We start from the raw sequence: 12363 nt of genomic DNA, 5'->3' as shown, positions 1-12363 counted from the left end.
CCTCCGGTGCGGGCTTCCGACCGGCGATAGGCATTCCCGGGCGAGGCCGTGCCGCGGCATCCGCTCAGTCGACGAGGAACTCCGCGATCGCGAGCGCCATCGTGCGCGGCTCCCACTGATGGTCGGCCGCGGGGATGGTGCGGCTGCGCGCGTTCGGCATCGAAGCGACCACGGATGCCGCGGCCGACGTCATGATCGGCAGGGTCTGCTCACCGACGAGCGCGAGGGTCGGTGCCGTGATGCCGCCCCACAGCCCGGCGCGAGGCGCCGACTGCGTCCAGGCGAGCGACTCCGCATCGGGCTCGAGGCTCGGGGCGATCTCGAGCATCGTCGACCAGCCGGGGCTCTGCTTCGCGCCCTCGAGCCACTCGGGCGGCATGTCGGCCATGTAGACCTCGAGCGTGCCGACTCGGTCGCCGGCCGCGATGCGCTCGCGGAGCTCCTCGAGGAACGCCGCGCCCTCCTCGCCGCCTTCGGGGTCGAGGGGCGCCTCGAAGAACACGAGCCTCGACACCGGCAGGCCCGCCGCGGCGGCGGCGAGGGCGATGGAGGCACCCGACGAGTTGCCGAACAGCGCCACCGCGTCATCCGCGCCCTCGGTGAGCTCGTCGGTGAGCGCGCGCAGGTCGTCGATCGTCTGGGCGAGCGTGATCGGGGCATCCGCCGGGCTCTCGCCGCGCCCGCGTCGGTCGTAGTTCACGACGGTGAACCCGTGGGCCGCGAGGTGCTGCGCCATCTCGCTCGTGGTCGGGTCGAACGCACGGAACTGCATCGCCCCGCCGATGAGGATCACGGGCGGCCCGGATCCCTCGACGTCGTACGCGATGCGCGTGCCGTCGGCGGATGTCGCGAACTCGGTCACTCGGGCCCCCTTGCGTCGGCGACAGGCTACGCCGCCCGGCCGACGTCCTCCACCATCGGGTTCGTCGGGCTGACGAAGTGACGCGAATCGTCGTTCGCGGCGCGCCGGAGGACGGTTCGCGTCACGTCACCGCGCACGGCGGGGGCGACACGCGGGCGGATGCCGCGACCGCGCACGGCGACACGGCGAGCGGATGCCGCGACGACACCCGGCGACACGGCGAGCGGATGCCACGACCGCACCGGGCGACACGCGCAGGCCAGCCCCGGCGATGTCGGTGGGTAGTGGCAGTGTTGAGGTCACAACACCATATGTAGGGGTAGCGGCATCCGATCGCCCCAAGGTGTCGGGATCACGACACGCCGGGCGATCAGTCCACAGGCGAGAATTCTCGAAATCCGAAGACTGTGGATAACCCGGCGGGGGTCCGCGGGAATCCGCGGGTCACGGGGCATCCGGTTGGGGATGGACGGTGGATAACCCGGTGGAAAACTACAGGGATGTAACTACAGCATGTTGTGGCGGTTCAGTTCCGCAGACACTAGATGTAGTATTGAAGAAGCGAAAACAGCAGTACGGGGGCGGGCTCCTCCGGGGCTCGAGAACACGAAGAGAACGAGGGGAAACCATGACGGTCACGGTCTACACCAAGCCTTCCTGCGTCCAGTGCAACGCCACCTATCGTGCGCTCGACAGCAAGGGCATCGAGTACGAAGTGCTCGACCTCTCGGAGGACGAGAGCGCCCTCGCCCAGGTCAAGGAACTCGGGTACCTGCAGGCCCCGGTCGTCATCACCGACGAAGACCACTGGTCGGGCTTCCGTCCCGACAAGATCGCCGAACTCGCCTCTCGTCTCGCCTGAGCCGCGGCCCGATACGGCAGCGGCAACGGATCGCAGAGCCGATCAACGGGAATGCGGCGAAGGATGCACCATGACGAACCTGGTCTACTTCTCGAGCGTCTCGGGCAACACCAAGCGCTTCATCGAGAAACTGGGCCGCCCGGCAGCGCGGATTCCGCTCCATGCGCGCGACGAGGCGCTGCACGCTGAGGACCCCTTCGTGCTGGTCGTGCCCACCTACGGCGGTGGCGACGGCCATGGCGCGGTTCCCAAGCAGGTCATCAGGTTCCTGAACGACCCGCGCAACCGCGCCCTCCTGCGCGGCGTGATCGCCGCCGGCAACACCAACTTCGGGAGCGCCTACGGCCTCGCCGGCGACATCATCGCCGCGAAGACCGGGGTGCCCCACCTCTATCGCTTCGAAGTATTCGGAACCCCTGACGACGTTCGCGCCGTCGATGAAGGATTGGACGCATTTTGGTCAACTCAGCGGCAACTGACGGCGTAGCGCTCATGGACGCGCCTCGCGTGGGCAGCGGGATGGACTACCACTCGCTCAACGCGATGCTCAACCTCTACGGCGAAGACGGCAAGATCCAGTTCGAGAAGGACCGCGAGGCGGCACGCGAGTACTTCCTCCAGCACGTCAACCAGAACACCGTCTTCTTCCACTCCCTGAAGGAGCGCCTCGACTACCTCGTCGAGAAGCAGTACTACGAGCCCGAGGTGCTCGCACAGTACGACTTCGCCTTCATCCAGCAGCTCAACGACCTCGCCTACTCGAAGAAGTTCCGCTTCGAGACGTTCCTCGGCGCGTTCAAGTACTACACGAGCTACACGCTGAAGACCTTCGACGGCAAGCGGTACCTCGAACGCTTCGAGGACCGCGTCGTGATGACGGCGCTCGGCCTCGCGCAGGGCGACGAGCAACTCGCCACCGACCTCGTCGAGGAGATCATCGGCGGCCGCTTCCAGCCGGCCACGCCCACGTTCCTCAACACGGGCAAGGCGCAGCGCGGCGAGCTCGTCTCGTGCTTCCTGCTCCGCATCGAAGACAACATGGAATCGATCGCGCGCGGCATCAACTCGGCGCTGCAGCTGTCGAAGCGCGGCGGCGGCGTGGCGCTGCTGCTCAGCAACATCCGCGAGTCGGGTGCCCCGATCAAGCAGATCGAGAACCAGTCGTCGGGCATCATCCCCGTGATGAAGCTCCTCGAGGACTCCTTCAGCTACGCCAACCAGCTGGGCGCGCGCCAGGGCGCCGGCGCGGTGTACCTGTCGGCGCACCACCCCGACATCATGCGGTTCCTCGACACGAAGCGCGAGAACGCCGACGAGAAGATCCGCATCAAGACGCTGAGCCTCGGCGTCGTCGTTCCCGACATCACGTTCGAGCTCGCCAAGAACAACGAGGACATGTACCTCTTCTCGCCGTACGACGTCGAGAAGGTCTACGGCAAGCCGTTCGGCGACGTGCCGATCACCGAGCACTACCGCGCCATGGTCGACGACCCACGTATCAAGAAGACGAAGATCAACGCGCGCGAGTTCTTCCAGACCCTCGCCGAGATCCAGTTCGAGAGCGGATACCCCTACATCGTGTTCGAGGACACGGTGAACAAGGCGAACCCCATCAAGGGCCGCATCAACATGTCGAACCTCTGCTCCGAGATCCTGCAGGTCAACACGCCGACGACCTACAACGAAGACCTCTCGTACAACCAGATCGGCAAGGACATCAGCTGCAACCTCGGTTCGCTGAACATCGCCCTCACGATGGACTCGCCCGACTTCGGCAAGACCGTCGAGACCGCCATCCGCGGCCTCACCTCGGTGTCGAACCAGAGCCACATCGCGTCGGTGCGCTCGATCGAAGACGGCAACGACAAGTCGCACGCCATCGGCCTCGGCCAGATGAACCTGCACGGCTACCTCGCCCGCGAGCGCATCTTCTACGGCAGCGAGGAGGGCATCGACTTCACGAACATCTACTTCTACACGGTGCTCTTCCACGCACTGCGTGCCTCGAACACGATCGCGATCGAGCGCGGCGAGGCCTTCGACGGGTTCGAGGACTCGAAATACGCGTCGGGCGAGTTCTTCGAGAAGTACACGGATGCCCCGTGGGTGCCCGCGACCGCCAAGGTCACGCAGCTCTTCGCCGACGCGGGCGTGCACATCCCGACGCAGGAGGACTGGCGCGAGCTCGCGGCATCCGTGAAGGAACACGGCATCTACAACCAGAACCTGCAGGCCGTGCCGCCCACCGGGTCCATCTCGTACATCAACAACTCGACGGCGTCGATCCACCCGATCGCGTCGAAGATCGAGATCCGCAAGGAGGGCAAGCTCGGTCGCGTGTACTACCCGGCGGCGTTCATGACGAACGACAACCTGGAGTACTACCAGGACGCCTACGAGATCGGCTACGAGAAGGTCATCGACACGTACGCCGCGGCGACGCAGCACGTCGACCAGGGCCTCTCGCTCACGCTGTTCTTCAAGGACACCGCGACGACCCGCGACATCAACCGGGCGCAGATCTACGCGTGGAAGAAGGGGATCAAGACGATCTACTACATCCGCCTGCGGCAGATGGCGCTCGAGGGCACCGAGCTGGATCAGTGCGTCAGCTGCATGCTGTGAGCACGGCGCACCGCTGAGAACCGCCACCCCGAGACATCCGCTCGCGACATCCGTTCAGAAGGAACTGACATGACCCTCACCGATCCGGTCAACTCGGCCAGCAACGACCCGGCACACGCCGGCAAGATCAAGCTGGTCGATCACGTCAACGCGATCAACTGGAACCGCCTGCAGGACGACAAGGACCTCGAGGTCTGGAATCGCCTGGTCGGCAACTTCTGGCTGCCCGAGAAGGTGCCGCTGTCGAACGACGTGCAGTCGTGGAACACGCTGACGCCCGGTGAGCAGCAGCTGACGATGCGCGTGTTCACGGGCCTCACGCTGCTCGACACGATCCAGGGCACGGTCGGTGCGGTGTCGCTGATCCCGGATTCGCTGACCCCGCACGAGGAGGCGGTGTACACCAACATCGCGTTCATGGAGTCGGTGCACGCGAAGAGCTATTCGTCGATCTTCTCGACGCTGTGCTCGACGAAGGACATCGACGAGGCCTTCCGCTGGTCGGTCGAGAACGAGAACCTGCAGAAGAAGGCCGCGATCGTCATGGAGTACTACCGTGGCGACGAGCCCCTGAAGCGCAAGGTCGCCTCGACGCTGCTCGAGTCGTTCCTGTTCTACTCGGGCTTCTACCTGCCGATGTACTGGTCGTCGCGGGCGAAGCTCACCAACACGGCCGACCTCATCCGCCTCATCATCCGTGACGAGGCCGTGCACGGGTACTACATCGGCTACAAGTTCCAGAAGGGGCTCGAGCTGGTCGACCAGGCCAAGCGCGACGACCTCAAGGACTACACGTTCTCGCTGCTCTACGAGCTCTACGACAACGAGGTGCAGTACACACAAGACCTCTACGACGGCGTCGGCCTCACCGAGGACGTCAAGAAGTTCCTGCACTACAACGCGAACAAGGCCCTCATGAACCTCGGCTACGAGCCGATGTTCCCGAAGACCGTCACCGACGTGAACCCGGCGATCCTCTCGGCGCTCTCGCCGAACGCCGATGAGAACCACGACTTCTTCTCGGGGTCGGGCTCGTCGTATGTGATCGGCAAGGCCGTGAACACCGAGGACGAGGACTGGGACTTCTGAAGGTCAAGTCGTCTATCACCTAACCGTCCTGCGGAGTCGGCGTGGCGCGCGGCGGGAAGCCGGCGTCGCGGTGCCGAGCAGGGCGTCCGGGAGACGACGGTTGGGTGCGGCGGCGATCATGAGTCACTGCGCGCACCTTCCCGGGTCAGAGATGGCCCGACCTGCGCACGATCGCGAGATTGGAGGCATGGAAAGGCGCACATTTCGGGCTCGCTGAGCCCAATCGCCGCTAACGTCCGCGTCAGTGGTTGTCCGTAGTTTAAACACGAAGGCCCTGCTGGCACCCGCCCGTAGGGAAGGAGCCCGGCAGAGCTCGCGCATTCTTGGTCAGAACGCGTTCGACTCTAGCCCGGACGCCATGAGGATTCAACTCAATTGGTTGTCCGGATCCGGGCCGTCGCCGGCAACGCCGGCAGATCGGAGAGTCGACTTGACCCTCGCAGAATCCCATGTCCAGACCTCGGTTCTGGAAGACGCGCTTGAAGCAGCCCGTCACCGCATCGAGGTGAGCCAGGCCGAGTTGGACGAGGCTCGCTACCGCCGCGACGAGATCGCGGCGGCTCTCAAGAAGGAGTTCCCCGGCTCCACGACCTACAGCAACGGCAGTGTCGCACACGGCGACGCGCTCAACCCGTTGAACGATGTCGATCTCGGGGTGGTGGTGCCGAACGCCGACGGAATCTACGGGCCCGGGCGACGCGGACCGTCGGAACTTAAGGCGCGCGCCGCCGCTGCGATCCGTCGCGAACTCAGCCCCATGTACGAAGACCTCCGTGTCGAAGTGGACGGGCATAAGCGTTCCATCCTCGTCCGGTTCCGCCAGCCTGTGACCGCCGGACAGCCGGACTTCACTGCGGATGTCATTGTCGCGATCGACAACCCCGACGCCGCGGGCCTGTTCATCCCCCGGTGGGATGCCTGGGATCGCTCGGACCCGATTGAACACACGCGTCTCGTCCGGGAGGCCAACGCTGCCAGTAGCAGCCGGTTCGCGCGAGTCGTCAGGCTCGTCAAGCACTGGAGTCGGCATCATGAAAGGCCGCTCTGCTCCTGGAACATCAAGGCGCTCGCACTGAGCTCTGTCCGGTTGCCGGGATCCATTCTTTCGGGCTTACGCGGGTGGTACGCGGGTGCGATTCACGATCTCGAGCGCGGCCTCACTCCCGACCCGGCAGGTGTCGCCGAGAAGCCGATCAGGCTCGGCGACGACTGGACGAGTCGGGATGTGATCGCTGAGTTGCGTACCGCCCTCGATCTGCTTGACAAGGCGCTCGAACTGGAGCGAAGGGGATACCCGGCCATGGCTCTCGAGAAGCTCGCGCAGCTCTTCGAGGACCCCGACATGTTTCCCTTCCCGCCTGCCGACGAGGTGAAGCGGGAAGGAGCGGCGCTCAACGCCGGACGGAAGTCGGGTGAGCTCGTCAGCGCTAGCTCAGCGACGAAGCCGATCCCGGCCCGCGCGTGGGCGCCGTGATCGGAAGCTTCGGCATCTCCACCGCTCATTGGTACGGCGCTGATCCCGAGTGGCGCGCCGCCCTCGAAGCAGATGCGCGGGGAATGCATGGTCGGCGGCTCCACATCGAGGAGGCGCCGACCAAGCTGACCTATTACCACCGTGGCCTCCATGTACCGGGACGCCAACTTCGAGTGCCCGCTCGGATCGAATTCCATCGGAAGCCTGTGTACGAAACCTACGGGCTCGAGCCACACGACTATCCACGGGTCTTCGCGGACCCCGATGCTCGGTCGAAGCATCGAATGGCGGACGACAACTCGCTCTGTCTCTTCTTCGTCAATGACCCAGCCACGAAACGGTGGACGTCGGACAAAGGTCTGCAATCGTTGATCGTCATGATCGCCGACCACCTTTTCCACGAGGACATCTGGCGCGAAACCGACGAATGGCCGATTCCTGACGCACCACATGGATTTCAATGATCTTGGCTCAGTGTTTGCCGCCCGCAGAAGAAGCGATCAGTGTCGATGCATGGGTCGGTGCGGGCGCCACAGTGCTCGCCGCGATTATCGCGGCAGTAGTTGTAGTTGTGGGCTACGTCGTGCAGCAGGGCAAGGCTCGGTCTGATCGGCGAGCTCGGACCTATGCCGAGGCTATTCGTGCGGTGCACGACTACCTCGAAGCGCCATACCTAGTCGTTCGCCGCGATGGATCGGCCGCGGCTCGAATCGCGATCTCTTCAAGCATCAGTGACATTCAGTCCCGGCTCCGGTTTTACGAGTCGTTGCTTAGTATCCAAGCTCCGCAGCACGTCGCGGACGCCTTCAGCGACCTCGTCAAGTGCGCGCGCACCGAAGCAGGCGGGCACATGACGGAAGCTTGGCAACGCCGACCACTACGCCGCGATCGCCACGCGCCGCGCGGCCAGCGCTTGGAGCATCCTCTCTCGGATGCGGCAATGACGAACGTGCTCGCGTCCATGCGTACCGACCTTGGATAATTCCACCTATCTACAGGGCCGACCGGTTCGGGGGCATGCGGATCGGAACCGGTGGTTCGGGTCACGGCAGCAGCCTAGACTGCGGCGTGCCGGAGACATCGGCGGTACTCCGCCGGACGGATGCACGGCCGGTCCGAACGACTCGCGAACGACTCAATCGAAAGGAGCTCGCATGACCTCACCATTCAGCCTCGAGGGCAAGACCGCTCTCGTCACCGGAGGCAACCAGGGTCTCGGGAGGGCGTTCGCATTCGGGCTCGCCGAAGCGGGTGCACGCGTCGCCATTGCCGGACGCAGCGAGCCGCGCAACGCGGCGATCGTCGCTGAAGCCCGAGGAGCGGGCTACGAATTCCTCGCGATCACCGCCGACATCACCGATGACGAGCAGGTCACCGAGATGATGGGCTCTGCCATCGATGGCCTCGGCCGGGTCGACGTCTTGGTCAACAACGCCGGAGCATGCATCCACAAGCCGTCGTTCGAGGTGACCGACCAGGAGTGGGACGCGGTCTGGGACTTGAATGTCCGGGCCTTGTGGAAGGCCAGCATCGCGGCTGGGACACACATGCGTGAGCTCGGCGGCGGCTCGATCGTCAACATCGGAAGCATGTCGGGGTTGATCGTCAACCGTCCCCAATGGCAGCCTGCCTACAACGCCTCGAAGGCAGCAGTCCACCACCTCACGAAGTCGCTCGCCGTCGAGTGGGCGCCCTACAACATCCGCGTGAACGCCGTGGCGCCCGGCTACGTCAAGACCGAGATGACGCCGGTCGACCAACCCGAGTTCACGCGGTACTGGATCGAGGATGCGCCCCAGCAGCGCTTCGCGCTCCCGGAGGAGATCGCACCGAGCGTCGTGTTCCTTGCCAGTGGCGCGTCCTCGTTCGTGACCGGCTCGATCCTCGTCATCGACGGTGGCTATACCGCCGTCTGACGGCACGGCAACTGGCGCGGTGCCTCATATTGGTGGGCGTCACACATTCGTCCGAACATCGGCCCTGTCGGTGACCGAGAATCGAAGCATGACGACGCCGGCGGATTTCATCGACCGGATCTTGAGGGCCGAGGGCACCGAGGTGCGGGCAAGCGCGAACGCCGACCGGATCGGGACGGGGCTGCGCTTCTACGGCGCCTCGGTCGGCGCCGTGCGCGGCGCAGTACGTGACGGGACTCGGCGTTATCCCGGGACGTCGCACGACGCGGTCACGGCGCTCGCCTCGGAGTTGTGGTCGGAACCGGTGTATGAGCGCCGGCTCGCGGCGATCGTCCTCCTGCAGCGCCATCTGGCGGTGTTGGGTGGGAGCGACCTCACCCGGATCGAGCAGTTCCTGCGCGACGCTCCTGTCCCCGAGCTGGTGGATCCGCTCGCCACCGATGTCGTCCGTCCCCTGCTCGAACAGTTGGAGGAACCGGATGCCACGCGCGCACGACGCATCATCCAACGGTGGTCAGAGGCGGACGAACCGAGCCTGCATCGTGCCGCCGGGTTGCTCTGAGTTCGGTGACGGCCGCGATCACGCGACCTCGATAGCAGTAATCGACGATGACGAGACGGTTCGGCATGGCAGCCGGAAGCGGAGTTCCGCCGCCTACAGTTCGAGGGAGAAGTAGAACGCCCGCTCTCCGGTGTCTGGATCTGCGCCGCTGAACCCATGGCGCTCGTAGAAGCGCTGCGCGTCGACATCTCCAGCGTCGACGTTGATCTCGATCGCCGAGATGCCGTTCTCTTCGGCTTCGGCGATCAGCCGGTGGATCATCGCCGAACCGAGGCCACGGCCCCGTCGATCCGGCGCGACATACAGTTCGTCGAGGAGGGCCACGGGTCCGTCGTACCAGACGTTGCTCCGCAGTGTCACGAGAGCGACTCCCGCCGCTGGCTCGCCGGCCAGGTAGGCGATGGTGCTGGGTCCGGCGAGCAGTGACTGCAGGCGTCCGGTCAGAATTGCCGTGCCGGGGCTGGGGGTGTCGAATTCGGTGTTGAAGTCGTGCAACAACCGCGCCACCGTTTCCGCATCGTCTGGTCCGGCGCGGCGAGCGTCACGATCTGCGGAAGACTCCGACATGAGCGCAAGAATATCCGCCTCTATCGACGCCTGCAGCTCGGTCGCATAGGGAAGCAAACCTGTCTCAAGGTGGAGCACCGAAGTAGCCAGACACCGCCGACAACATCGCCGGGTCGACGGTCGCCGTCGTGAGATTCAGTCGGCGGCCGGCTCTCGCGGCGGGTTGTACATGAACTCGAGACGGATGCCGTTGTCGTCCTCGACGAACGACGCGTAGTAGCGGTCGTTGAAACGCGGGTACAGCTTCGGCTCGCGCACCGCCGTCCAGCCCGCGCCGACCGCGATCTCGTGCAGGCGATCGACCTCGGCGCACGACTCGACGGCGAAAGCGAGGTGCTGCCAACCCACCCGCCCGTGCCGGTGCGGTCCGCTGCCCGCTTCGCGAGCGGGGAAGAGGATCAGCTCCTCCTCGCCCTTGTACCAGGACACCGACTCGTCCGCATCTTGCCGCGTACAGCCGAGCGCCTGCATCACCGGGTCGAACTGTGCGATAGAACGAGGAAGGTCATCGACAGTGATGCCGAGATGGTCGAAGAGAGGCACCGGGACATCCTATGGGAGTCGCAAAGTCAGGCGCGTCAGGGTGCGGACTGCGTGTGAGGAGGCACTGCGACGCGCCTACTCCACCAGCTTCCCGACGGTCGACACCTCGCGCATGAGCGTGGCGATCTCGGACGGGATGGGCGGGATCTCCTCGCGGGTCACGCCGGTTTCGGGCGACCAGACCAGGTTCACCTGCAGCGCGGCATCCGTCTCGGGGTAGTCGCTGCGGTTGTGGCATCCGCGGGTCTCCCGCCGCTCGAGCGCGGCCTCCAGGGTGGCGCGAGCGGCCAGCGCCGCCGACTTGAGGTCGAAGGCGTGCGCGAGGTCCTGGTAGCCGGCGATGTCGGGGTGCACGCCGATTTCGGCGATGCGAGCCTCGATCGCGTCGAGCTCGGCGAGTCCAGCCAGGAGACCGGCTTCGTCACGCACCACTCCGGCGTGCTCGGTCATGGTACTGCGGATGGCGCGCTGCAGAGCTCGCACGTTCTCCGGCCCGTCCGACGCGAGCAGCGCAGCGATCTCGTCGCGCGCGGTCCGCACCGCGGCCGCCGAGCGCTTCTGCGCCGGCAGCGAAGCCGAATACGACGCAGCGGCCTGCCCCACGATGCGGCCGAAGACGAGCAGCTCGATGAGCGAGTTGCCGCCGAGGCGGTTGGCGCCGTGCAGCCCAGAGGATGCCTCGCCGATCGCGTAGAGGCCCGGGACATCCGTGCCGTGGTCGTCGGGCCGCACCCACACGCCGCCCATCGAGTAGTGCGCGGTAGGCGCGATCTCGATCGGCTCCTTCGTGATGTCGAGCATCTGCAGCTCGAGCATGGTCTGGTAGACGCGGGGGAGGCGCTGCATGATCGTCTCGCGGGGCAGGTGCGAGACATCCAGCCAGACACCGCCATTGGGGGTTCCGCGGCCCTCCTTGATCTCGGTGTAGGCGGCGAGTGCGACGCGATCGCGCGTCGACAGCTCCATGCGCTCGGGGTCGTACTTCGACATGAAGCGCTCGCCGAGACCGTTGGTGAGGATGCCGCCCTCGCCGCGTGCCGCCTCGCTGATGAGGGTGCCGGCCGCGCTCTCGGGCTCGATGATGCCCGACGGGTGGAACTGCACGAGCTCCGGATCGCGCACGCGGCCGCCCGCCTCGACGGCGAGCCGCCACGAGTCGCCCGTGTTCTCATCGCGCCGCGACGAGGTGCGGCGCCAGATGCGGTTGTGGCCGCCGGCGGCGAGGATCACCGCGTCGGCGTGGATGAGGTAGCGCGTGCCGTCCTCGAGGTCGAAGCCGTAGGCGCCGAACACCGCACCGTCGTCGTTCACGAGGATGCGCGTGACGTAGACCGTATCGAGGATCGGCACGCTCAGCTGCGCGGCCCGGTTCACGAGCGTGCGCTGGATCTCCAGCCCCGTGTAGTCGCCCGCGAAGGCGGTGCGGCGGAAGGTGTGGGCCCCGAAGAAGCGCTGCGAGATGCGCCCGTCGTCCTCGCGGGCGAAGGGCATGCCGTAGCGCTCGAGGTCCTCGATGCCGCGGGCCGCGTTCTTCGTCACGATCTCGACCGTGTGCGGGTTCGCGAGCAGGTAGCTCTCCTTCAGCGTGTCGGCGGCGTGCTGCTGCCAGCTGTCGTCGGCATCCATCGTGGCGAGCGCGGCGTTGATGCCGCCGGCGGCGAGGGAGGTGTGGGCGTCGGACTTGGGGCGCTTGCCCAGGGCCAGCACGTCGACGCCCGCCTCGGCGAGCTCGATGGCGGCGCGCAGGCCGGAGCCGCCGGTGCCGATCACGAGGACGGTCGTGGAGATCTGGCGTTCTGCGGTGCTCATACCGTCCACGTTAGGCACGGCTTATGGATTACTCCAATGCATATATGCAGTGAC

At 65.8% G+C, this 12363-nt stretch carries 14 protein-coding genes; 9 read left to right on the top strand and 5 right to left on the bottom strand.

What is annotated here, in order from left to right; all coding sequences use genetic code 11:
• Positions 1 to 64: 64 nt before the first annotated feature.
• Together EV187_RS04240 and EV187_RS18300 are read right to left on the bottom strand one after the other, a co-directional pair.
• Complete coding sequence (locus tag EV187_RS04240; RefSeq protein WP_130351740.1) at positions 65 to 862, bottom strand: alpha/beta fold hydrolase; 798 nt, start codon at positions 860 to 862, stop codon at positions 65 to 67.
• Positions 863 to 888: 26 nt separating this feature from the next.
• A complete protein-coding gene (locus tag EV187_RS18300; RefSeq protein WP_165391103.1) occupies positions 889 to 1080 on the bottom strand; it encodes a hypothetical protein in 192 nt (63 codons plus the stop codon).
• 410 nt (positions 1081 to 1490) lie between these two features.
• Between EV187_RS18300 and nrdH the strand changes: the two genes are divergently transcribed.
• From nrdH to EV187_RS04195, 9 genes are all read left to right on the top strand, one after another.
• Positions 1491 to 1724 (top strand): glutaredoxin-like protein NrdH, encoded by a 234-nt coding sequence (gene nrdH / locus EV187_RS04235; RefSeq protein WP_130351739.1) that lies wholly within the window; start codon positions 1491 to 1493, stop codon positions 1722 to 1724.
• A 70-nt stretch (positions 1725 to 1794) separates the two neighbouring features.
• Positions 1795 to 2211 (top strand): class Ib ribonucleoside-diphosphate reductase assembly flavoprotein NrdI, encoded by a 417-nt coding sequence (gene nrdI / locus EV187_RS04230; protein ID WP_130351738.1) that lies wholly within the window; start codon positions 1795 to 1797, stop codon positions 2209 to 2211.
• 5 nt (positions 2212 to 2216) lie between these two features.
• Positions 2217 to 4349, top strand: a complete 2133-nt coding sequence (nrdE, locus tag EV187_RS04225; protein WP_130351737.1) for a class 1b ribonucleoside-diphosphate reductase subunit alpha — start codon at positions 2217 to 2219, stop codon at positions 4347 to 4349.
• 69 nt (positions 4350 to 4418) lie between these two features.
• The gene (gene nrdF / locus EV187_RS04220; RefSeq protein WP_130351736.1) at positions 4419 to 5438 is read left to right on the top strand and encodes a class 1b ribonucleoside-diphosphate reductase subunit beta; all 1020 of its coding nucleotides are present in this window, start codon (positions 4419 to 4421) and stop codon (positions 5436 to 5438) included.
• Between the two features lie 430 nt (positions 5439 to 5868).
• Entirely contained in the window at positions 5869 to 6912 is a 1044-nt protein-coding gene (locus EV187_RS04215) for a nucleotidyltransferase family protein (RefSeq protein WP_130351735.1), read from the top strand.
• A complete protein-coding gene (locus EV187_RS04210; RefSeq protein ID WP_242609424.1) occupies positions 6900 to 7376 on the top strand; it encodes a type II CBASS E2 protein in 477 nt (158 codons plus the stop codon). Before EV187_RS04215 ends, EV187_RS04210 begins: the two co-directional genes overlap by 13 nt.
• The gene (locus tag EV187_RS18295) at positions 7373 to 7894 is read left to right on the top strand and encodes a hypothetical protein (protein ID WP_165391102.1); all 522 of its coding nucleotides are present in this window, start codon (positions 7373 to 7375) and stop codon (positions 7892 to 7894) included. Before EV187_RS04210 ends, EV187_RS18295 begins: the two co-directional genes overlap by 4 nt.
• The gene (locus EV187_RS04200; RefSeq protein ID WP_341272746.1) at positions 7887 to 8828 is read left to right on the top strand and encodes an SDR family NAD(P)-dependent oxidoreductase; all 942 of its coding nucleotides are present in this window, start codon (positions 7887 to 7889) and stop codon (positions 8826 to 8828) included. The genes EV187_RS18295 and EV187_RS04200 overlap by 8 nt, the downstream gene beginning before the upstream one ends.
• 88 nt (positions 8829 to 8916) lie before the next feature.
• A complete protein-coding gene (locus EV187_RS04195) occupies positions 8917 to 9390 on the top strand; it encodes a DNA alkylation repair protein (RefSeq protein ID WP_130351733.1) in 474 nt (157 codons plus the stop codon).
• 93 nt (positions 9391 to 9483) lie between these two features.
• On the opposite strand, the gene EV187_RS04190 is transcribed toward EV187_RS04195, so the two are convergent.
• The 3 genes from EV187_RS04190 to EV187_RS04180 all read right to left on the bottom strand — a co-directional run bounded on the left by EV187_RS04190 (position 9484) and on the right by EV187_RS04180 (position 12309).
• Positions 9484 to 10035: a GNAT family N-acetyltransferase gene (locus EV187_RS04190; RefSeq protein ID WP_423190865.1), complete on the bottom strand. Its 552-nt coding sequence runs from the start codon at positions 10033 to 10035 to the stop codon at positions 9484 to 9486.
• Positions 10036 to 10092: 57 nt separating this feature from the next.
• The gene (locus EV187_RS04185) at positions 10093 to 10500 is read right to left on the bottom strand and encodes a VOC family protein (RefSeq protein ID WP_130351732.1); all 408 of its coding nucleotides are present in this window, start codon (positions 10498 to 10500) and stop codon (positions 10093 to 10095) included.
• 75 nt (positions 10501 to 10575) lie between these two features.
• Positions 10576 to 12309 carry an L-aspartate oxidase gene (locus EV187_RS04180; protein ID WP_130351731.1) on the bottom strand — a complete coding sequence of 578 codons (1734 nt, stop codon included), beginning with the start codon at positions 12307 to 12309 and terminating at the stop codon, positions 10576 to 10578.
• Positions 12310 to 12363 lie beyond the last annotated feature (54 nt).

The sequence above is a fragment of the Agromyces ramosus genome (assembly GCF_004216665.1).
Lineage (GTDB): Bacteria > Actinomycetota > Actinomycetes > Actinomycetales > Microbacteriaceae > Agromyces > Agromyces ramosus.
This window is presented reverse-complemented; position numbering and strand designations above follow the sequence as displayed.